This is a genomic window from Agromyces sp. NPDC055658 (genome assembly GCF_053618155.1).
Window position 1 is genome coordinate 97,523 of sequence record NZ_JBSHHD010000004.1, and the last position, 21,360, is coordinate 118,882.

Annotated in this window: 20 protein-coding genes; 10 read left to right on the forward strand and 10 right to left on the reverse strand. The window is 71.4% G+C overall.

What is annotated here, in order from left to right:
• Nucleotides 1-86 precede the first annotated feature (86 nt).
• Entirely contained in the window at nt 87-1,247 is a 1,161-nt protein-coding gene (locus ACWGPE_RS03505) for a cystathionine gamma-synthase (RefSeq protein WP_452048160.1), read from the reverse strand.
• Nucleotides 1,248-1,273: 26 nt separating this feature from the next.
• The gene (locus tag ACWGPE_RS03510; protein WP_452048161.1) at nt 1,274-2,647 is read right to left on the reverse strand and encodes a cystathionine beta-synthase; all 1,374 of its coding nucleotides are present in this window, start codon (nt 2,645-2,647) and stop codon (nt 1,274-1,276) included.
• A gap of 206 nt (nt 2,648-2,853) precedes the next feature.
• On the opposite strand from ACWGPE_RS03510, the gene ACWGPE_RS03515 reads away from it, so the two are divergent.
• The 3 genes from ACWGPE_RS03515 (at nt 2,854) to ACWGPE_RS03525 (ending at nt 5,755) form a co-directional block, all read left to right on the forward strand.
• Complete coding sequence (locus ACWGPE_RS03515; protein WP_452048162.1) at nt 2,854-3,306, forward strand: universal stress protein; 453 nt, start codon at nt 2,854-2,856, stop codon at nt 3,304-3,306.
• 39 nt (nt 3,307-3,345) lie between these two features.
• Nucleotides 3,346-4,329 carry a zinc-binding alcohol dehydrogenase family protein gene (locus ACWGPE_RS03520; protein WP_255680016.1) on the forward strand — a complete coding sequence of 328 codons (984 nt, stop codon included), beginning with the start codon at nt 3,346-3,348 and terminating at the stop codon, nt 4,327-4,329.
• Nucleotides 4,330-4,393: 64 nt separating this feature from the next.
• The gene (locus tag ACWGPE_RS03525; RefSeq protein WP_231432049.1) at nt 4,394-5,755 is read left to right on the forward strand and encodes an MBL fold metallo-hydrolase RNA specificity domain-containing protein; all 1,362 of its coding nucleotides are present in this window, start codon (nt 4,394-4,396) and stop codon (nt 5,753-5,755) included.
• Between the two features lie 44 nt (nt 5,756-5,799).
• On the opposite strand, the gene ACWGPE_RS03530 is transcribed toward ACWGPE_RS03525, so the two are convergent.
• On the reverse strand, nt 5,800-6,447 hold the full coding sequence (locus ACWGPE_RS03530) for a response regulator (RefSeq protein ID WP_231432050.1): 648 nt from the start codon (nt 6,445-6,447) through the stop codon (nt 5,800-5,802).
• Complete coding sequence (locus ACWGPE_RS03535) at nt 6,444-8,102, reverse strand: sensor histidine kinase (RefSeq protein ID WP_452048163.1); 1,659 nt, start codon at nt 8,100-8,102, stop codon at nt 6,444-6,446. The genes ACWGPE_RS03530 and ACWGPE_RS03535 overlap by 4 nt, the downstream gene beginning before the upstream one ends.
• 211 nt (nt 8,103-8,313) lie before the next feature.
• On the opposite strand from ACWGPE_RS03535, the gene ACWGPE_RS03540 reads away from it, so the two are divergent.
• The 3 genes from ACWGPE_RS03540 to ACWGPE_RS03550 are packed head-to-tail and all read left to right on the forward strand — an operon-like array spanning nt 8,314 to nt 10,572.
• Nucleotides 8,314-9,192, forward strand: coding sequence for a universal stress protein (locus ACWGPE_RS03540; RefSeq protein ID WP_231432052.1), 879 nt, complete (start codon nt 8,314-8,316; stop codon nt 9,190-9,192).
• Nucleotides 9,170-9,721: a flavodoxin family protein gene (locus ACWGPE_RS03545; RefSeq protein ID WP_231432053.1), complete on the forward strand. Its 552-nt coding sequence runs from the start codon at nt 9,170-9,172 to the stop codon at nt 9,719-9,721. The genes ACWGPE_RS03540 and ACWGPE_RS03545 overlap by 23 nt, the downstream gene beginning before the upstream one ends.
• 17 nt (nt 9,722-9,738) lie before the next feature.
• Entirely contained in the window at nt 9,739-10,572 is an 834-nt protein-coding gene (locus tag ACWGPE_RS03550; protein WP_231432054.1) for a universal stress protein, read from the forward strand.
• A 48-nt stretch (nt 10,573-10,620) separates the two neighbouring features.
• On the opposite strand, the gene ACWGPE_RS03555 is transcribed toward ACWGPE_RS03550, so the two are convergent.
• Complete coding sequence (locus ACWGPE_RS03555; RefSeq protein ID WP_452048164.1) at nt 10,621-11,466, reverse strand: universal stress protein; 846 nt, start codon at nt 11,464-11,466, stop codon at nt 10,621-10,623.
• Between the two features lie 105 nt (nt 11,467-11,571).
• On the opposite strand from ACWGPE_RS03555, the gene ACWGPE_RS03560 reads away from it, so the two are divergent.
• From ACWGPE_RS03560 to ACWGPE_RS03575, 4 genes are all read left to right on the forward strand, one after another.
• On the forward strand, nt 11,572-12,048 hold the full coding sequence (locus ACWGPE_RS03560) for a DUF1003 domain-containing protein (protein ID WP_231432056.1): 477 nt from the start codon (nt 11,572-11,574) through the stop codon (nt 12,046-12,048).
• 55 nt (nt 12,049-12,103) lie between these two features.
• Nucleotides 12,104-12,589: a hypothetical protein gene (locus ACWGPE_RS03565; protein WP_275506284.1), complete on the forward strand. Its 486-nt coding sequence runs from the start codon at nt 12,104-12,106 to the stop codon at nt 12,587-12,589.
• Nucleotides 12,590-12,710: 121 nt separating this feature from the next.
• Nucleotides 12,711-13,418 carry a DUF3105 domain-containing protein gene (locus ACWGPE_RS03570; protein ID WP_452048165.1) on the forward strand — a complete coding sequence of 236 codons (708 nt, stop codon included), beginning with the start codon at nt 12,711-12,713 and terminating at the stop codon, nt 13,416-13,418.
• Nucleotides 13,415-14,143 carry a DUF305 domain-containing protein gene (locus ACWGPE_RS03575; protein ID WP_376930940.1) on the forward strand — a complete coding sequence of 243 codons (729 nt, stop codon included), beginning with the start codon at nt 13,415-13,417 and terminating at the stop codon, nt 14,141-14,143. Before ACWGPE_RS03570 ends, ACWGPE_RS03575 begins: the two co-directional genes overlap by 4 nt.
• A gap of 3 nt (nt 14,144-14,146) precedes the next feature.
• Here the strand turns inward: ACWGPE_RS03575 and ACWGPE_RS03580 are convergent, their stop codons facing one another.
• The 5 genes from ACWGPE_RS03580 to ACWGPE_RS03600 form a co-directional block, all read right to left on the reverse strand.
• On the reverse strand, nt 14,147-15,634 hold the full coding sequence (locus tag ACWGPE_RS03580) for a sugar porter family MFS transporter (protein ID WP_231432392.1): 1,488 nt from the start codon (nt 15,632-15,634) through the stop codon (nt 14,147-14,149).
• Nucleotides 15,635-15,771: 137 nt separating this feature from the next.
• Nucleotides 15,772-17,712, reverse strand: a complete 1,941-nt coding sequence (locus ACWGPE_RS03585) for an ABC transporter ATP-binding protein (protein ID WP_452048166.1) — start codon at nt 17,710-17,712, stop codon at nt 15,772-15,774.
• A 73-nt stretch (nt 17,713-17,785) separates the two neighbouring features.
• On the reverse strand, nt 17,786-18,685 hold the full coding sequence (locus tag ACWGPE_RS03590) for a carbohydrate ABC transporter permease (RefSeq protein WP_231432394.1): 900 nt from the start codon (nt 18,683-18,685) through the stop codon (nt 17,786-17,788).
• Nucleotides 18,686-18,774: 89 nt separating this feature from the next.
• A complete protein-coding gene (locus ACWGPE_RS03595; RefSeq protein ID WP_231432060.1) occupies nt 18,775-19,746 on the reverse strand; it encodes a carbohydrate ABC transporter permease in 972 nt (323 codons plus the stop codon).
• A 108-nt stretch (nt 19,747-19,854) separates the two neighbouring features.
• Nucleotides 19,855-21,204: an ABC transporter substrate-binding protein gene (locus tag ACWGPE_RS03600; RefSeq protein WP_231432061.1), complete on the reverse strand. Its 1,350-nt coding sequence runs from the start codon at nt 21,202-21,204 to the stop codon at nt 19,855-19,857.
• Nucleotides 21,205-21,360: the final 156 nt, after the last annotated feature.

A 21,360-nucleotide genomic window follows, 5' to 3' on the forward strand; every position in this document is an offset into this window, starting at 1 on the left:
GACGTGCCGTGCGTCACCTCCATTGTCCCACCGCGGGGACGTCGACGGCCGTGCTCGCGATCCGCGTCACCCGACGGGCGTCGGGGTCACAACCGGTCGAGCGTCTGATCGATGTCGGCGAGCAGGTCGTCGACGTCCTCGATGCCGACCGAGAGCCGCACGACCGACTCGGGCACCTCGGCCTCGGTGCCGCGCACCGAGGCGTGCGTCATCTCCGAGGGGTAGTTGACGAGCGACTCGACCCCGCCGAGCGACTCGGCGAGCTGGAACAGGGTGGTCGACTCCGCGAAGCGGCGTGCCGCCTCGCCGCCGCCGGCGAGCGCGATCGACAGCATGCCGCCGAACCCCGACATCTGGCGCGCGGCGAGCTCGTGGCCCGGGTGCGACTCGAGCCCCGGGTAGTAGACCTGCTCGATCGCCGCATGCTCCTCGAGACGCCGGGCGATGGCGAGGGCGTTCTGGCTGTGCCGCTGCATCCTGACCCCCAGCGTCTTGATGCCGCGCGAGGTGAGGAACGCGTCGAACGGCCCCGACACGGCACCCGCCGCGAACTGGGTGAACTTCACGCGGTCGTGCAGCTCGTCGCGGCCGGCCGCGAACACGAGCGCACCGCCCACGACGTCGGAGTGCCCGCCGAGGTACTTCGTCGTCGAGTGCACGACGACGTCGGCGCCGAGCGCGAGCGGCTGCTGCAGCGCGGGCGAGGCGAACGTGTTGTCGACGACGACCACGAGTCCTGCCTCGTGGCCGAGCTCGGCGAGCGCCGCGACATCCGAGATCTTCATCAGCGGGTTCGAGGGGGTCTCGATCCAGAGCACCCTGGTGGCCGGCTCGATCGCTGCGCGAACGGCGTCGAGGTCGCTCGTGTCGACCGTGGTGTCGCGCACGTCCCATGCGCCGAAGACGCGGCGGATGAGGCGGTGCGTGCCGCCGTAGACGTCGTTGCCGATGATGACGTGGTCGCCAGGCGCGAGCACCGTGCGCAGCAGCGCGTCCTCCGCGGCGAGGCCCGAGGCGAACGAGAGGCCGTGGGCGCCGCCCTCGAGCGCCGCGAGCTGCGCCTCGAGCGCATCGCGGGTCGGGTTGCCGCCGCGCGAGTACTCGTAGCCGCCGCGGAGCCCGCCGATGCCGTCCTGCACGTAGGTCGAGGTCTGGTAGATCGGCGGGATCACGGCCCCCGTCGTCGGGTCGAAGGCCTGGCCGGCGTGGATCGCGCGGGTGTCGAAGCGGGCGTGGTCGGTGTTCATGGGGTGGTGCCTTACGTGAGGGGAGGTCAGTGGGAGAGGTAGGTGAGCAGGTCGGTGCGCGTGATCACGCCGAGCGCCTTGCCCCCGTCGGTCACGAGCATCGCGGGCGCGTCGGTGAAGGCGGTGCGCGCGGCGGCGACCGGCTCCTGCACGCCGATGAGCGGCAGCGGCTCGCCGACCACGCTGCCGACCTCGTCGGTCAGCTTCGCGACGCCCGTGAAGACCTGCTCGAGCAGCACCTCTTCGTGGAGCGCCCCGAGCACCTCGCCCAGCACGACGGGCGGCTCGTGCCCGACGACCACGAGCTGCGAGACGCCCGACTCGGTCATGCGGTCGATCGCCTCGCGCACGGTGTCGTTCGGGTGCACGTACACGAGCGGCGCCGTGCGGTCGGCCTTCGCCGCGAGCAGGTCGGCGATCGTGTGACCGGAGGGCGCGTTGCCGAAGCCGTACGCGCGCATCCATTTGTCGTTGAAGATCTTTCCGAGGTAGCCGCGGCCGCCGTCGGGCAGCAGCACGACGAACACGTCGTCGGCCGTGACCCCCGGCGCGGAGGCCGCGCGCAGGGCTGCGACGACGGCCATGCCGCTCGACCCGCCGACGAGGATGCCCTCCTCGCGCGCGAGGCGACGGGTCATCGCGAACGAGTCGGCATCGCTCACGGCGATGATCTCGTGCGGCACCGCCGGGTCGTAGGCGTCGGGCCAGAAGTCCTCGCCCACACCCTCGACGAAGTACGGGCGCCCGGTGCCGCCCGAGTACACCGATCCCTCGGGGTCGGCGCCGATGATGCGCACCCGGTCGCCCGAGACCTCGCGCAGGTACCGTCCGGTGCCGGTGATCGTGCCGCCCGTGCCGACGCCCGCGACGAAGTGCGTGACCCGTCCGTCGGTGTCGCGCCAGATCTCGGGCCCCGTCGTCTCGTAGTGCGACCGCGGCCCGTTCGGGTTGGCGTACTGGTTCGGCTTGAACGCACCCGGGATCTCGCGGGCGAGCCGGTCGGAGACGCCGTAGTACGACTCGGGGCTGTCGGGCGCGACCGCGGTGGGCGTGACGACGACCTCGGCGCCGTAGGCGGTGAGCACGTTGCGCTTGTCTTCGCCCACCTTGTCGGGGCAGACGAAGACGCAGCGGTAGCCGCGCTGCTGCGCGACGAGGGCGAGGCCGACCCCGGTGTTGCCGCTCGTCGGCTCGACGATCGTGCCGCCCGGCTTCAGCAGGCCGTCGCGCTCGGCGGCGTCGATGATGCGTCCGGCGATGCGGTCCTTCGACGATCCGCCCGGGTTGAAGTACTCGAGCTTCACGAGCACGGTCGCCTCGGTCACCCCGGCGGTGACGCGGTTGAGCTTGACGAGCGGGGTGTCGCCGACGAGGTCGACGATCGATTCTGCGTACTTCATGCGGTGTCCTTGCGAGTCGGCCACGGCTCTGCCGGGGTGCGGCGAACGATCGGGCGTGCGTGCGGGGTCAGTGGAGGACGTCAGCGACAACACAGCGAGAGGAGCACGGCTCAACTCTAGCCCGCCGGCGCGCGGCATGTCACGGCGGCAGGGTGCATGTGACCTTGGTCCCGGTGGTCTCCGACGGATCGCCCGAGAGTCGGAGCATGCAGGAACAACGAAGCAGTGATCGCATCCTCGTCGGCGTCGACGGCTCGTCCTCGTCGGTCGAGGCGCTCCGGTATGCGGCGCGCATCGCGGACGCGTTCGGCGCGCCGCTCGAGGTCCTGACCACTTGGACCTTCCCACCGATCGCCGGCGCGTACGTCATCGACGGCTGGTCCCCCGAGGAGGATGCCCGGAGCGCCCAGGACGCCGCGATCGAGGAGGCGTTCGACGGCGAGCCTCCCGCCGGACTGCGGCGCGCCGTGCTCGCGGGACCGGCCGCGCGCACGCTCATCGAGGAGAGCCGTCGCGCGGGCATGCTCGTGCTCGGCAGCAGGGGGCACGGCGGCTTCGCGGGTCTCCTCCTCGGCTCGGTGAGCGCGACCTGCGCCGAGCACGCGCGCTGCCCCGTGCTCGTGGTGCGCTCCGGCGGCGACCGACCGGAGGGCGCCTGAACCGGCGGACACCACCCCATCTCCCAGATCGGAGCACGCATGCTGGCATGGAGGACGGGCGCTCCAGGTGAGCTGGTCCGCGTGGACGCACCCGCGCCCGAGCCGCTCGACGACGAGGTAGTCGTGCGGGTCGAGGCATGCGGCGTCTGCCGGACGGACCTGCACGTCATCGACCGCGAACTGCCGGTGCACCGCCCCGGCGTGATCCCCGGACACCAGGTCGTGGGTGTCGTGACCGGCACGGGTGCCTCGGTCCGCCGGCTCAGGCCAGGCGACCGGGTCGGCATCGCATGGCTGCGACGCACGTGCGGCGCCTGCCGATGGTGCCGCGAAGGGCGGGAGAACCTCTGCCCGGCTTCCGAGTACACCGGCTGGGACGCCGACGGCGGGTTCGCCGAGTCCGCCACGGTTCCCGAGTCGTTCGCGTACCCCCTCCCCGCGGGTGCCGACCCCGTCACCACGGCGCCGCTGCTCTGCGCGGGCATCATCGGCTACCGTGCGCTGACCCGCGCGAACCTGCCGGCGGGAGGCAGGCTCGGGATCTACGGGTTCGGATCGAGCGCGCACCTCACGGCGAAGCTGGCACTCGCCGGCGGCGCCGAACTGCACGTCATGAGCCGAGGGCGCGAGAATCGCGCCCTCGCCACCCGACTGGGCGCCGTCTTCGTCGGCGACGCCACCGCGACCCCGCCGCAACCGCTCGACTCGGCCATCGTCTTCGCACCCGCGGGCGAGCTCGTCCCGCTCGCGCTGCGGGCGACCGCGCCCGGCGGCACCGTCGTGCTCGCGGGCATCCACATGACCGACGTTCCGGCCATGAGCTACGGCGAGCACCTGTTCGGCGAGCGGGACCTGCGCACCGTCACCGCCAACACCCGCGCAGACGGCGCCGCGTTCCTCCGGCTGAGCGGAGCGCTCGACCTCGTGCCGAGCGTCACCCGCTACGACCTCGCGCGAGCCGACGCCGCCGTCGACGCGTTGCGTGCCGGCGAGGCATCCGGATCGATCGTGCTGGTGCCGTGACGCGACGGCGCACGATGTGACCTATGGCCCAAGCGGCGAAGCCCGGCACGACGAGGCTGTCGGCATGAACGCGACGCTGCGATTCCTCGGTGCTGCCGACACCGTCACCGGCTCCCGCTACCTCATCGACACCGGGGCGGCCCGCGTCCTCGTGGACTGCGGGCTCTTCCAGGGCTACAAGGTGCTGCGCGAACGCAACCGCGCCCCGTTCCCGGTGCCGCCCGAGTCGATCGACGCCGTCGTCCTCAGCCATGCGCACCTCGACCACACCGGGTACTTGCCGGCGCTCGTTCGCGACGGGTTCGCCGGCCGGGTCCATGCGACCTCGGGCACTGCCGACCTCAGCGAGATCATGCTGCGCGACAGCGCCCACCTGCTGGAGGAGGAGGCGCGACACGCCGCGCACGGGCACTGGTCGAGGCACACCGACCCGAGGCCCCTGTACACCGTCGCCGATGTCGAGCGAGCCCTCGACCGGCTCCGGCCGGTGGGCTTCGACGAGGAAATCGACCTCGGCGATCGGTTGTCGGCGACGCTCGTACCCGCCGGGCACATTCTCGGTGCCTCATCCGTGCGGATCGCCGTGGGAGGTCGCATCACCCATTTCACCGGCGACCTCGGTCGCGACGACGACCCGCTCATGCGACCGCCGCGCCGGTTCGCCGGCGCCGCGGTGCTCGTCACCGAGTCGACGTACGGCAACCGACGACACGCGCCGATCGATCCCGAGGCGCCGCTCGGCGAGATCATCCGCCGGGTGAGCGCCCGGGGCGGGGTCACGCTCATTCCGGCCTTCGCCGTCGGACGGACGGAGAGCATCCTCCTGCACCTCTCCCGCCTTCGCGATCGAGGCGAGCTCCCCGACGTGCCGATCTACCTCAACAGCCCGATGGCGGTCGACGTCAGCGCGGTCTACCAGCGCCATGCAGAGGAGCACCGGATGCCGCCCGACGAACTCGCGAGGATGTACGCGATCGCCACGCCGGTGCACGAGGTCGACGACTCGAAGCTGCTCAACCTGCGCGGCGGCCCGATGGTCATCATCTCGGCGAGCGGCATGCTGACCGGCGGCCGGATCCTGCACCACCTCGTCGCGTACGGCCCGGACCCCCGCAACGCCGTCGTGCTGACCGGCTTCCAGGCCGGCGGCACGCGCGGCGCCGCACTCGTCGCCGGCGAACGCTCGCTGCGGATCTTCGGCGAGGACGTCCCGATCCGGGCCGAGGTCGTGAACATCGACACGATGTCGGCCCACGCCGACGCCGATGGTGTGATCGCGTGGATGCGCCGGGGGCCGGCGGCCCCCGAGCAGGTGTACGTCACCCACGGCGAGCCGGCTGCGGCCGATGCACTGCGAGTGCGCATCGAGCGCGAACTCGGGTGGCCCGCCCGTGTGCCGGAGCACGGCGAGCTCGTCGGGCTCTGATCCGTGCGCCGACCGGTTCACCGTAACGGGGGCGCCGTGGCCGTTCACTCGACGCGGTGCGTCGTCTCGCCGCGCGCGAGCTGGTAGACGGCGGCCTGGGTGCGTCGCTCGAAGCCGAGCTTGCGCAGCAGCCCCGAGACGTAGTTCTTCACCGTCTTCTCGGCGAGCGACAGCCGGTCGCCGATCTGCCGGTTGGTGAGGCCCTCGGCGATGAGGCCCAGGACCTGGCGCTCGCGGAGGTTGAGCGAGCCGAATCGGGGGTCGTTCCGGTCGTCGGCTTCGACGGGAGGGCGCAGCCGGGCGGCGACGGTCGGGTGGATGAGCGACCTGCCGGCGGCGACCGCCCGGACGGCATCGACGAGGCCGGAGCCGGCGATCGTCTTCAGCACGTAGCCCGAGGCACCGGCCATCACGGCCGCCGCCGCCGCGGCGTCGTCGTCGTACGCCGTCAGCATGAGGCACTGGACCTCGGGATGCCTCGACCGGATCTCGCGGCAGAGCGCGATCCCGTCGTCGTCCTGGAGGCGCACGTCGAGGACTGCGACGTCGGGCAAGAGCGCGGCGATCCGCACGAGCGCCCGGTCCGCGCTCGGCGCTTCGCCCACCACTTCGAGGTCGTGCTCGCGCTCGAGCAGCTGCGCCACCCCTCGGCGGACGATCTCGTGGTCGTCGACGAGGAACACCCGGGTCATGGGGCCTCCCGTTCGAAGGGCGCCCGCCAGGCGGCCGTCGTCCGTCCGGCGATCGAATCGATCGCGAATGTGCCCCCGCGTGCCCTCGCCCGGGCCGCGATGTTCTCGATGCCGCTTCGACGCCCGCCTTCCGGCAGGCCCACCCCGTCGTCCTCCACTTTCACGCCGACCCCGAGGTCGTCGGCCGCGACGGCGACGCTCACGCGATGGGCGGACGCGTGCCTGACCGCGTTCGTGAGCAGCTCGCGCACCGTGGCGGTGACGTCGTCGGCGAGCGCCCCGTCGACCGTCAGGTCGACCGGCCCGTCGAAACTCACGGTGATCGGCTGCGACAGCCCGGGCGAGCACTCGGAGGCGATGTCGAGGACTCGGTGCCGCAGCGACTCGTCCTGCCCGGGCCGCGGGGTCATCGCGAAGACGATCGTCCGGATCTGCATGATGTCCTCGTCCAGCGTCGCCACCGCCTTGCGGATGCGCTCGGAGAGACGGGCGTCGTTGATGGTCTCGGCGATCGACTGGAGCTCGAGCCCGGTGCCGAACAGCTGCTGGATCACGTGGTCGTGCAGGTCGCGCGCGATCCGCGAACGGTCCTCGACGAGGAGGGCGCGCTGCTGCCGCTCGCGAGCCCTGGCGAGTTCGAGCGCGAGGGCGACCCGGTCGACGAGGTCGGCGGCGATGTCGAGTTCCGCGGCGCTGAACGCCGGGCGGCTCGGATGCCTCGCGACCGCGAGCACGCCCCAGGTGCCGGAATCGCTGCGGAGCGGCAGGAACATGACGGCGCCCGCGCTCGAGCCGTCGAGGATGGCGAGCGCGTCGGGGGCGGGAACGTGCCGGCCGCCCGGTCGGACCGCCGGCTCGCCGCGTTCGAACACCTCGCCGGCGCCGGTGGTCGCGGCGGGGACGACCCGCCCGGTGACCTCCGCTGCGCCGTCGCCCCGTGCCTCCGCGACCCGAACCGTCGGCGGCTCGTCTCCATCGGGCAGGATGACGCAGACGCGGTTCGCCGTGGTGCGCGTGATGAGCTCGTCGGCGAGCATCGCCGGCGCCGACCCGTCGACGGACTCGAGGAGTGCAGCAGTGATGTGCGCCGACGCGGCCATCCACCGCTGCCGCTGGCGGGTCTCCTCGAGCAGGCGGGCATTCGCGATGACGAAGCCCGCTGTGGCTGCGAGCGCGGTCACGAGCTGCTCGTCCTCCTCGGTGAAGAGTCCGCGCCGCGGGTTCGAGAGATAGAGGTTGCCGTACACCTCCGCTCGCACGCGGATCGGCACACCGAGGAAGGCGTCCATGCTCGGATGCCCCGCCGGGAACCCGACCGACCGCGGGTGATCGGAGATGTGCTGCAGGCGGATCGGGCGCGGGTCGTCGATCAGGGCCCCGAGCACGCCCCGGCCTTCGGGGAGGTGCCCGATGGCCGCCGCCGCGTCGTCCGAGATCCCGACATGGATGAACGCCTCGAGCCCGTCGCCGTCGGCGGCGATCACGCCGAGCGCGCCGTACTCCGCGTCGACCAGCTCGACGGCCGACTGGGCGATGCGCTCGAGCACCACCGGGAGCTCGGCATGTTCGACGACGACCTGCGTGGCACGGAGCAGCGCTTGGAGACGGCCCTGGGTGTGGACCATGGCATCGGCCCGCTCGGCCAACTCGCGCATGGCGCGATCCAACTCCGACCGCGGCCGGTCGGCGAAGGGCAACGACGACCGGTCCGACATGGCTCCTCCGTACGGATGGCGGCAGGTTACCACTCGGGCCCGACGACGGACACCGCGCGACGGGACCAATGGCCCGGCCGCGTACGACTCCCGTCCGCGAACCTGAGAGGGCCGGTCCCGGATGTGCGGGGCCGAGGAAGGGGCGGAGCGGGTGAAGCCGGTACTGGTCGGAGTCGACGGCTCGATCGCGAGCCGGGCGGCCGTGAGCTGGGCCGTCGAACGCGCCCGCGCGGACGGCCGCGAGGTGGAGTTGCGCTTCGTCGTCGACGACGAATGGGGCGTCGTCGGGGCTCCTGCGCGCGATGAGCTGCGTGCGGGCGCCGAGGCCCTGGTCCAGCGCGAGCTGGCGTTCGCACGCGGCCCCGCCGGCGCGGTCCCCGTGCGGGCCGGATTCTCCGTCGGGCCGCCCATCCTCACCCTCGCCGATGCCGCTCGCGACGCCGACGTCGTCGTCGTCGGCACGCACAAGGTCGGTGTCTTCCACGGAATGGCGCTCGGATCCCGCTCACTGCAGCTCGCCGCGATCTCACCGGTGCCGGTCGCCATCGTGCCCGCACCGTCCGGCGAGTCCCGGAGCGGCATCGTCATGGGCGTCGGCGGCGGCATCGACGAAGACGTGGTCGTTCGAGCGGCGGTCGCCGAGTCGAATCGGTCGGGCGAGCCGTTGGTGCTCGTGCGCTCCTTCACCGACCGCGTGGCCCTCGGCGAGCAGGCGCTCGACCACGCGACGCGGCTCGCCGAGACGCTCGCACCGTCGGCGGGAGTGTCCCGGCGACGGTCGAGCACATCGGCCGGGGAAGCCCTCGCGGTCATGTCCGGCCAGGCGGTGCTCACGGTGGTCGGGCGGCCGACCGCACCGGGCCAGCACGGGTACCGGCCGCTCGGACGCGCCGTCTCCGACCTGCTCATGAACCTCCGCGGCCCTGCCCTCGTCGTCCCGTTCCCGCACACCGACGAACGGCGCGAGCGATCGACTTTCTCAGCGCACCACGATGAACGGAGACCCCATGCGATCCCTGGTCCTGTATGAATCGATGTTCGGCGTCACCCGTCGCGTCGGAGAGGCCATCGCCGACGGGCTGCGGGCCTTCGGCGACGCCGACGCCGTGCCCGTGTCGACGGGCGCCGGCGAGGCGGACGACGCGGATCTGGTCGTGATCGGGGTGCCGACCCATGCGCACTCCATCCCCGGGCCGAGATCGCGCGCGGAAGCCGCCGAGTGGGCGGCAGATCCCGAACGCGGTCTCGCACTCGAGCCCGGTGCGACCGGGCCGGGCGTCCGCGAATGGATCAAGGCGCTGGACGCACCGCCGCGGCACTGGGCCGCGTTCGCCACGCGCGCCGATCTCCCGCGGATCCTGGCCGGCGACGGTGCGGTCGGGATCGAGCGGCGCATGCGGCGCTTGGGCGTTCCCCCGCTGCACGACGGCGAGTGCTTCATCGTGTCCGTCGACAACGCGCTGCTGCCGGGCGAACTCGACCGCGCCCGAGCGTGGGGCGGCACCCTCGGTCGCGCGGCGGCCGAGGCGGATCGTGATCGCCGGACCGACGCCGGCTGAGCGGAAGGAAGAACGACATGTTCGAACGAATCGTGGTCGGTGCCGACGGCTCCCCCGCCTCGGCGGCGGCGGTCGACTGGGCGGCCGCCCGAGCCGGCGAGGCCCAGCTCGTCCTCGTCCACGTCGAACGCGACCGCGAGCGGGGCAGCGAGTACCTGAGCGCCACCTCGGAGCGCGCGGGGGCGAGAGTCCGGCTGATCGACGAGGCGGAACGCGTGCGCGAGGCCCACCCGGGCCTGCACGTCGTGACGTCGACCGAGACCGGACCGGTCGTCGACGTGCTGCGATCGTTCCTGCGACGAGGAACCCTCGTCGTGGTCGGCCGCGACTCCGATCGGCCCGGGCGCTGGTCGGCCGGCGTCCGACTCGCGGGGTCGCACGGCGGCGGCGGCGTCGCCGTCATCCCGCCCGGAGGTCGGCCGGGCGGCGGCGAGCTCGGCGTGGTCGTCGGCATCGACGGCTCCGCGCTCGGCGACGCGGTCGTCCGCGTCGCCGCCGACCTCGCGGCGATGACCGGCGAGCCGTTGACGCTCCTGCACGCGTGGACTGCACCGGCGATGTGGGAGGCGGACCTGAAGCAGTTCGCCGGCGAGTTCGGCGAGTACGAGCAGATGCATCGCGACACGCTCGCGGCCGCGATCGATGCGAGCATCGCCTCGGGCGCACAGCCGCATGGCCGGCTCGTGCACGGACGTCCCACCGACGAACTGCTCGAGGCGGCCGAGCGCGCATCACTGCTCGTCGTGGGCAGCCACAGCGGATCTTCGGTGGCCCGCTTCCTCCTGGGGTCGGTCAGTCACGAGCTCCTGCTCCGAGCCACGATCCCCGTGCTCGTCGTGCTCCCCGAATGACGTCTGCGCCACGCGCTCACGTGATGCATGCATCACGTGAGCGCACCGTCATGCGTCGTGCTCCGTTGCGGCAGTCGGCTCCGACTCCGCCGACGGAACGACCTCCGTCACGACGAGGACCGGGCACGGCGGGTCCAGCAGCAGCATCACGCTCACGGACCCGAGGAAGAAGCGCCGGATGCGTCCATAGCCGTGGCTCGCGACGACGACGGCCGATGCAGAAGCCCCGAGTTCGTCGAGCAGCTGCGCCGCATCGGCGCGGTGCAGGCGACCGGTGCACTCCGCACCGAGTTCTCGGGCGCGCCCGACCGCCTCGTCGAGCGCACGCCGATGCATCGACTCGAAGACCTCGAGGTCGTCGGTGACCTCGCCGAAGACCGGCGTCCACGTCGACGGCGGGTGCCAGGCATGGACGATCTCGAGGGGCGCTCCGCGCAGACGGGCCTCATCGGCGGCGACCTCGACCGCGGCGAGCGCCGCCGCCGACCCGTCGATGCCGATCACGACCGGTCGCCCGTCCTCGGGCGGCGGTCCGGGCGGCACGACCGCCACCGTCCCTCCCCCATGACGGCCCGCCAGCCGGGCGGCGAGGCTCCAGCGCGATCCGCGCTTGTGCGCAGGCGCTCCGACGACGACGAGCGACCCGGGTCGCACCTGTTCGGCGAGCACCTGCTCGGGCGCCCCTTCGACGACCCGCGTCTCGACGTTCCAGCGCTCGCGGGAGCCATGGCGGGCGAGGACCGCTTCGACGCGCTCCTCGTTGAATCGCGAGTCGGGGTCTTCGAGCACGTGGAGGAGCACGATCGGAAGCCGGTCTCCACGACGCAGCGCCCAGTCCAATGCCGCTTCGGCCTCGGGCGCCCCGTTCCAGCCGACGATGATCCTGGTGAACATGTGCCACAGCTTCGCGCGTCGCCGCGAGCGACGGCGGGTCGAAAGTCACATCGGATCAGGGACCGTTCCTCGCCGCGGGCGGTGCGGCGTGCTTTGATTCGGCTCATGGACGACATCGAGGGTGGCGGCCCCGCTCGGGCCGAACGCCCGCTCACGAACTGGCACGAAGAGAACGCCCGAGGGCTGTCGCGCGGGCAGCGGTCGGCCGACCTCCTCCGCAACGGCATGGGAAGCTGGCCGTTCGTCGCCGGCTTCCTGGCGTTCATGGGGGTGTGGGCGCTGCTCAACATCACGGCAGCGGCCTGGGATCCGTACCCCTACATCCTGCTCAACCTCTTCCTCAGCATGCTCGCCGGCCTGCAGGGCGCGATCCTGCTCATCGCCGCGAAACGGCAGGACGCCGTGGCGGCCGCGCTCGCCCAGCACGACTACGAGACCAATCTCGCCGCGAAGACCGAGATCGAGGAGCTCATGGCCCTCAACCGCACCCAGCTCGCGCTGATCGAGGAACTGCGCGAGCTCTCGCAGGAGCGCGTGGTGCCGGCGTCCCCCCGCCGTCGTCTCCGCCGGTCGCGCGGCTGATCCCGCGGGACCAAGGTCCCCGCGGTCGCCGGTCGGGCCGCCGCACGCTGGGCTCATGGAAGACCACCCTCGGATCCGTCTCGCTCTGGTGTGGACGCAGGTGTTCGTCGCCGTGACCGCGGTCGCGGGCGGCGTCGCCCTCGCGATCGGTTCGCTCTCCACCGAGCTCATGACGTTGTTGAGCCCACCCGCCGAGTACCTCGCCGGCTCGCCCTTCGGCAGCTATCTCGTCCCCGGTCTGATCCTCGCCGTCGTCCTGGGCGGCGTTCACGTCGCCGCATTCGTCGCCGTGCTGCGGCGCAGCGGCTCGGCGCTCGTGCTGTCGGCCGCCGCAGGCTACGCGACGCTCATCTGGATCTTCGTGCAGATGATGTTCATCCCGTTCAGCCCGTTGCAGCTCCTGTATTTCGCGGTCGGTTCGTTCGAGCTCGGCCTGGTGATGCTCCTGCTCGGCCTCCTCCCCACCCGTGGGACCCTCCATCGCGCGGCGGATGCCCGGGCGGACCGCGGACTCGGAGGGTCGGCCGCGTTCGAGCGGTAGGAACCGCGGGTCCGGCGTGTCGCCGCGACGATGCGGCGTTCTCCCAGCCGCATGCATTCGTATTGGTATCGGCGCCGGCGCACGGCACCGCCCCCGACGACCCCATCGAGAGAGGCCCCGCGTGAGCGCGACCCCGCCCGTTCCCCCGAAGGCGAAGCAGCAGGCACAGCAGCAGAGCGCGAAGCAGCAGCGCGCGGCCGAGCGGCAACGGCAGCTCGAGGAGTTCAAGAAGCGCGAGGCGCGCTCGAAGCGCAACCGCCGCATCCTCACCTGGGCGGGCGTCGCCGTCGGCGTCGCCGCGGTCGCGCTGCTCATCACCGCGATCGTGGTCGCCCCGAAGGACACGTCGCCCGCGGCGGGCGGTGAGGGCGGCTCCGGCACGGGCGCGATCGAAGGCGTGCAGACCTTCTCGTACCAGGGCGGCGGGCACGTCGAGGGCGAGGTCGACTACGCCGAGACGCCGCCGGCGGGCGGCGACCACAACGCGGTGTGGCTCAACTGCGGCGTGTACGGCGAGCCGGTGCCGAACGAGAACGCCGTGCACTCGCTCGAGCACGGCGCCGTGTGGGTGACGGTCGACCCCGACCTGCCGGCCGACGAGCTCGGCAAGCTCACCGCCGAACTTCCGACGTCGTACGTCGTGCTGTCGCCGTACGACGGCCTGCCCTCCCCCATCGTGCTCAGCGCCTGGAACGCGCAGCTGCAGATCGACGACGCCGCCGACCCGCGCATCGCGCAGTTCATCGAGCAGTACTGGCAGAGCTCGGCGGCCCCCGAACCGGGCGCTCCCTGCTCGGGCGCCTACGACGCGCCCGGCAAGCTGTCGTGAGCGCGCCGGCCGACGCTCCCGCCGGCTCGGTCGCGTCGGCCGACGCCTTTCCCTCGGCCGACCGTGCCGGGCTCGACGGCGAGCGACGCGGCAGCCGGATCGCGGCGGTGGTCGCGGCATCCGTCGCCGTCGTGGTGGTCGCGATCGCCGCGTTCTCGATCGGGCGGCTCTCGGCCCTCGGCGACCCGACGCCGACCGGCACGAGCGCCGAAGCCGGCTTCGCGCGCGACATGCAGGTGCACCACCAGCAGGGCGTCGAGCTCGCGATGATCGTTCGCGACGCGACCGACGACGACGAGGTGCGCCTGCTCGCGTACGACATGGCGACGACGCAGGCGCAGCAGGCCGGCCAGATGTACGGCTGGCTGAGCGCGTGGGGCCTCCCGCAGGCGGGCGACGAGCCGTCGATGACGTGGATGACGCGTGCCGCGCCCGGCGGCGTGCACGACGGGCACTCGGCCGGGGCGGACCACGAGCCGGGCGCGCCGATGCCCGGCCTCGCGACGAGCGAGCAGGTGGCCGAACTCCGTACGCTGTCCGGCGCGGCGGCGGAGCGGCGGTTCCTCGAACTCATGATCGCGCACCATCAGGGCGCCGTCGAGATGGCCGACGCGCTGCTCGAGCGATCGTCGAACGAGGCGGCGACCGCACTCGCGCGCTCGATCGTCACGAGCCAGACGAGCGAGATCGAACTCATGCAGCAGATGCTCGCCGACCGCTCCTGACCCTCAACCCGCTCGCGTCGCGCGGCGCTTCGCCGAACCCTTCGGCGGGAACAGGGTCTCGGACTGCTCGAGCGACATGCCGTTCGTCTCGGGCACCTTCGCGAGCACGAAGAAGAACGAGAGCGCGGCGAACGTCGCGTACATGCCGTAGGTGAACACGAGCGAGTAGTCGCTCAGCACGGGGAACGTGACCGTCACGAGGAAGTTCGCGATCCACTGCGCGGCCGCGGCCAGCCCGAGGGCGCGCGCCCGGATGCTGTTCGGGAAGATCTCGCCGAGCAGCACCCACACGAGCGGACCCCACGAGAACCCGAAGGCGACGACGAACACGTTCGCCGCGACGAGCGCCGTCGGACCCCACCCGCCCGGCAGCGACAACGCCCCGTCGACCGTCACGGCGTTGCCGAACGCGACGGCCATGACTGCGAGCGCGACCGTCATGCCGACCGAGCCGACGAGCAGCAGCGGCCGCCGCCCCACCCGGTCGACGAGCGCGATCGCCACGAACGTGACGGCGATGTTCGTCACCGAGGTGAGCACGCTGATCAGCAGCGAGTTCGACTCGTCGAAGCCGACGGCGCTCCACAGCGTCGTCGAGTAGTAGAAGATCACGTTGATGCCGACGAACTGCTGGAACACCGACAGCAGGATGCCGATCCACACGATCGGCCGGAGCCCGAGCACTGGGCCGCGGAGCGCGCCCTTGCGGGTCGAGAGCTTGTCGTTCGCGATCGAGTCGTGGATCTCGCGAACCGACCGGTCGATCTCATCGGCGGGCTGGATCTGCGCGAGCACGCCGCGCGCGACCTCCTCCTTGCCCTGCTTCACCAGGAACCGGGGCGACTCGGGCAATCGCAGCGCGAGCAGTCCGTAGACGACCGACGGCACGATGCACGCGAGGAACATCCAGCGCCACGCCTCGAGCCCGAACCAGAACGGCTCGCTCGCTCCGCCCGCGGCGGTCGCGAAGAGCGCGTCCGACAGCAGCGCCGCGAAGATGCCGAAGACGATCGCGAGCTGCTGCAGGGAGGCGAGCCGCCCGCGCACCTTGCGCGGCGAGATCTCGGCGATGTAGGCGGGCGCCACGACCGAGGCGATGCCGATGCCGACACCGCCGATGATCCGCCAGATCGTGAGGTCCCAGCCCGAGAACGCGAAGCCCGAGCCGATCGACGAGATGAAGAACAGCGCCGCCCCGAGCAGCATCACGGGGATACGGCCGAACCGGTCGGCGAGCCGACCGGCGAGCTCCGACCCGAGCGCGCAGCCGAGCAGCGCGCTCGCGATCGCGAAGCCGGTCGCCGCCGCCGAGAGCCCGAACTGCTGCTCGATCGCGTCCACCGCGCCGTTGACGACCGACGAGTCGAATCCGAAGAGGAACCCGCCGACGGCTCCCGACGCCGCGAGTGCGACGACCCTGCGGTTCAGGGCCCGTGCGGTCGGAGAGGTCGCGGTCGCCGACCCCGTCGCGGTGCTCGCCGCGGCATCCATGCCCGTGCTCTCGGCCCCGGTCGGCTGGCGCCCTCCAGTGCCCGAATTCTGCTCCGCCCGATCGTCCATGATCTCCCCCTCGGCGTCGTGCGACCACGCTACTGCGCGGGTCGACCGACGGTCGAGAGGCGGTGAGGTCAGTCGGCGGCCTCGCCGACCTGCACCGGCCGCTCCTCCTGCTGCCGGTAGAGCGATGCGTAGACGCCGCCCGCCTCGACGAGCTCGGCGTGCGTCCCGCGCTCGACGACGCGGCCCGCGACGACGACGAAGATGACGTCGGCGGCGACCACGGTCGAGAGCCGGTGCGCGATCGCGATCGTCGTGCGGCCGCGCGCGGCATCGTCGAGCGCCTGCTGCACGACCCGCTCGGAGATCGGGTCGAGCGCGCTCGTCGCCTCGTCGAGCACGAGCACCGCCGGGTCCTTCAGCAGCACCCGCGCGATGGCGATGCGCTGCTTCTCGCCGCCCGAGAGCCGGTACCCCCGCTCGCCGACGACGGTGTCGTACCCCTCAGGGAAGGAGGCGATCGTCTCGTGGATGTTGGCGGCCCGGGCCGCGGCCTCGAGCTCGGCGTCCGAGGCATCGGGGTTCGCGTACCGCAGGTTGTCGGCGATGGAGGCGTGGAAGAGGTAGGTCTCCTGGCTGACGATGCCGATGTGCAACATCAGGGAGTCGCGGCGGAGGTCGCGCACGTCGACGCCCGCGAACCGCACCGCACCGCTCGTCGCCTCGTAGAGCCGTGGCACGAGGTACGACACCGTCGTCTTGCCGGCGCCGCTCGGCCCGACGAACGCCGCGAACTGGCCCGGCTCGATCGTGAAGCTCACTCCGTCGAGCGTGGGACGGGGCTCGTCGCCCTCCGTGCGCACGGCATCGGGGTAGTGGAACGAGACGTCGTCGAACTCGACCCGGCCGAGCGCCCCGTCGGTCGGCACGTCGCGCGCATCGGGCGCGTCGGTGATCGCCGGTCGCAGGTCGAGGTACTCGAAGATGCGGGCGAACAGTGCGCTCGAGGTCTGCAGGTCGAGCGCGACGCGCATGAGCCCCATGAGCGGGAACAGGAGGCGAGCCTGCACCGTCGTGAAGGCGACGATCGTGCCCGCGGTGACGTCGGTGTTGCCGCCCGCGATGAGCCAGCCCGAGACGAGGTAGACGATCGCGGGGATCGACGACATGAAGATGTTCACCATCGCGAAGAACCACTGGCCGGTCATCTGCTGCCTGACCTGCAGGCCGATCTGGTTGCGGTTCTCGTCGGAGTACCGCTCGATCTCGCTCTGCTGGCGGCTGAAGCTCTTCGACAGCAGGATGCCCGAGACCGAGAGCGTCTCCTGCGTGATCGCCGTCATCTCCGACAGCGACTCCTGCGTCCGCCCGGCCAGCCGCGCCCGCACCTGGCCGACCCGCCGCTGCGCGATGACCATGAAGGGCATGAGCACGAGGGCGACCACCGTGAGCTGCCAGTTGAGCAGCAGCATCGCGACGAACGCGCTGATCACGGTGACCGTGTTGCCGAGCACGCTCGACACCGTGTTCGTCAGCACGCCGGCGACGCCGCCGACGTCGTTCTGCAGGCGCGACTGGATGATGCCCGTCTTCGTGCGGGTGAAGAAGCTCAGCTCCATCGCCTGCAGGTGGCTGAACAGCCGCACCCGCAGCGCGCCCATGACCTTGTTGCCGATGGTCGAGGTGAGCCAGGTCTGCCAGACGCCGAGCAGGGCGGCGACGACGAAGACCGCGATCATGGCGAGCACGAGGGTCGTCAGCACGGGCAGGTTCGGCGGGGATGCCTCGCCGCCGGCGCCCGTCGGGAAGAGGCCGTCGTCGAAGGCCCGCTGGGTGAGCAGCGGCGGGATGACGCTGAGCGCGGCGCCGATGAGCACGAGTACGACCGTCGTCACGAGGGCCGCCTTGTGCGGGGCGAACAGTTCGGAGATGCGGCGCAGGAGGTGCGGGATCTTCGGAGCGTCGGCGTTCTCGGCCCGCTGGGCCGCCTCGTCGGCCGAGGCGATGCGCGTGCGCGCCTTGCCGTAGCGGCCGACCTGCGCGCCGCCGCCTCCCCCGCCGTGCATGCTCATGGGTTCACCCTACGGCGGCGCGCCGACGAGCCCGCGGGCGTTCGCCCCGGGCGCATCGGGTACTGCGCGCCGGTCAGCCCTTCGTCGAGCCGGCGAGCAGGCCGCGAACGAAGTACCGCTGCAGGCTGAAGAAGACGATCAACGGGACGATGAGCGAGATGAACGCGGCCGCGGTCAGCCGCTGCCACGTCTGTCCGCGCTGGCCCGCGAGTTCTGCGAGGCGCTGCGTGAGCGGCGCGACGTCGGCGGTGCCGCCCGAGAACACGAGGGCGACGAGCAGGTCGTTCCACACCCAGAGGAACTCGAAGATCGCGAACGAGGCGAGGATCGGCACCGAGAGCGGCACGACGATGCGCATGAAGATCTGCCCGTGCGTCGCCCCGTCGACGCGCGCCGCCTCCATGAGCTCACGCGGAATCTCGGAGATGAAGTTGTGCAGCAGGAAGATCGCGAGCGGCAGGCCGAAGATCACGTGGGCGATCCAGACCTGCACGTACGTCTCGTCGGGGATGATCGGCACGAGGCCGTGGACCCATTCCTGCGCCGGCTTGAGGGTCGAGGTGAAGATCTGCAGCAGCGGGATGAGCGCCATCTGCAGCGGCACGATCTGCAGCGCGAAGATGCCGATGAACACCCAGTCGACGAAGGGGAACTTGATCCACGCGAGCGCGTAGGCCGCCATGGCCGCGAGCACCGTGCAGAACACGACGACGGGGATGGTGATCGCGAGGGAGTTCACGAAGTACGACCCGAGCTGCGGTGCGCTGGACGACGCCGAGAGCAGCACCTCGCTGTAGTTGTCGAGGGTCCAGCCCCAGTTCTGGAAGACCGTCCACCAACCGGTGGTGTTGATGAGCTCGGCCGGCCGGAACGAGGAGATGAGCAGCCCGAAGGTCGGGAGCGTCCACAACACGGCGATGAGCAGCGCGAAGACCGTCGCCGGGCGCGAGGTCAGGCGCCGTTTGACCCTCATCGCCTTGGTGCCGTCGAGGTTGTAGCCGCGACGCGCGGCCGCGTCGAGCTCTTTCACGATCGCCTTGTCGGTCGAGCCGGTGGCCTGGCTCATCGGATCTCCCTCTGCTTGCGGAGCACGCGGATGTTGTAGACCACGATCGGCACGACGAGCAGGAACAGCACGAGCGCGAGCGCGGCGCCGCGCCCCGCCTCGGCGGCTCGGAAGGCCTGCGTGTACATCTCGTTGGCGATCACGCTCGTGTTGAAGTTGCCGCCGGTCATGACGCGCACGATGTCGAACACCTTGAGCGTCGCGATCGTGATCGTCGTGACGACGACGACCAGACCGCCTCGGATGCCGGGCAGCGTCACGTTGCGGAACCGCTGCCAGTTCGTCGCGCCGTCGAGCTCGGCGGCCTCGAGCTGCTCGGACGGGATGCCCTTGATCGACGCGGAGAGCACGACGACGGCGAACCCGACCTGCACCCAGATCATCACGACGATGAGCAGCAGGGTGTTGATGAACGGCTCCTGCAGCCAGAGCACGGGCTCGCCGCCGAACCAGACCACGATCTGGTTGAGCAGGCCGATCTGGGGGCGGCTCGCCGGGCGGTACTCGTAGATGAACTTCCAGATGATGCCGGCCCCGACGAACGAGATCGCGACGGGCATGAAGACGAGCGACTTGTAGATGCGTTCACCGCGCGAGCGGTCGATGAACACCGCGTACGCGAGCCCGATGCCGGTCGAGATCGTCGGCACGAGCACGACCCAGAGGATGGTGTTGCCGAGCGTCAGCAGCGCCTCGGGCTGGGTGAACATCCAGACGTAGTTGTCGATTCCGACGAACTCGCCCGCCCGGTTGGTGAACGAGGTGAAGGCGGTGCGCACCGCCGGGTAGAGCAGCCCCACCGCCAGCAGGATGCAGGCGGGCGCGAGGAACAGCACGAGCTGGTACCACTCTCGGCCGCGCTTCGGCGCGCGGTCGATGAGGAACAGGATCAACCCGATCACGGCCGCGAAGATCGCGAGCCCGAGCAGGATCTGGAAGATCTTGCCGATGAGGTCGGCGGTGGTCACGTCGATGGCCTCCGATCGCAGGGGATACAGACGGGCCGGCGCACGGCGCGGCAGGGGTGGGGAACGGGAAGCCTCGGGGCCGCGCGCGGCGCGGCCCCGAGGCATCCATCACTCCTGCGGCCAGCTCGCCTCGATGAAGTCGAGCGTGTCTGCCGTGCTCTTGCCGCCGATCCAGTCGACCATCCCCGTCCAGAACGTGCCCGAGCCCACCGCGGCGGGCATCACGTCGGAACCGTCGAAACGGAACGTCGTGTTCGGGTCCTGCAGCAGGGCGACCGACGCCTTCAGCAGTTCGCTGCCGGCGTTCTCGGGGTCGAGCCCGGTGTTGGCGCTGATGACGCCGCCGAGGCTGACGCGCGAGTTCGCCCACTCGGGGCTCGACAGGTACGTCTGCGTGGCCACGACCTCGTCGCTGTCGGCGAACGCGGCGACGATCTCACCGCCGCCCGTGACCGCGTTGGCCCCGGCCTCGGTGCCCGGCAGCATGAACGCCCAGACGTCGCCGTCCTCTGCGACCGTCGTGCCCTCGGGCCAGAAGCCCTCGTAGAACGAGGCCTGGTGGTGCAGCGCGCACGCGCCGTCGAGGATCGGCAGGCCCGCATCACCGAAGTCGGTCGTCGCGATCGAGCGCACGTCGCCGAGCCCGCCGTTGACGTTGTCGTCGGCGCGGATGTAGTCGCCGACCGAGTCGAACGCCTCGGCGATCTTCGGGTCGTTGAACGGGATGTCGTGCGCGACCCACTCGTCGTACACGTCGGCGCCCTGCTGGCGGAGCACGAAGTCCTCCACCCAGTCGGTGCCGGGCCATCCGGTTGCGACGCCCGAGGCGAAGCCGACGCACCAGGGCTTGTCGACCGCGCCCGATTCGCGGATGTCGTCGGTCAGCGTCGCCAGCTCGTCGAGCGTCGTCGGCACCTCCCAGCCGTTCTCCTCGAACATCGACGGCGAGTACCAGACCCAGCCCTTGATGTTCGCCATCAGTGGCGCACCGTAGAGCGTGTCGTCGACGGTGCCGTAGGCGGCCCAGTCTTCGGACCAGTACTCGGCGACGTTGTCGGCCACCGCCTTCGGCGCCGGCAGCAGGTCGCCCTGCTGGGCGAGACGGGCGATGAGGCCCGGCTGCGGCGTGATGCCGAGGTCGGGCGGGTTGCCGCCCTCGATGCGCACGTTCAGCTGTTCTTCGTACTGGTCGGAGCCCTCGTAGACGATGTCGATGCCGGTGCAGTTCTCGAAGTCGACCCACGATTCGTTCAGGAGGTCGGCCTCGGCGTCGAGGATCGTGCCGTAGACGTTGACCTCGGTGCCGTCGTCGAAGGTGCCGTAGGTCTCGTACGGGCCGCAGTCGCCCGTGGCGGAGTCGTCGTTCGCGATGTCGCCCGTGCAGGCCGTGAGCGTGAGGCCGACCGCCGCGGCCACCACGACGGGGGCCATCAAACGGCGATGCCGTGTGAATCTCATGTCTTCTCCTCGTTGAGTGTGGTGCAGGGCGGAGCCGGAACCGGTTCCAGATTCCACGCTATGGCAGGGCGAGCGGCTCCCACAAGGGGGCGGCCGGTCACGATCCGGCACCGATCGCACGGCCTACGAACATTGCGAGAGAGCGCTCCCCTGCGC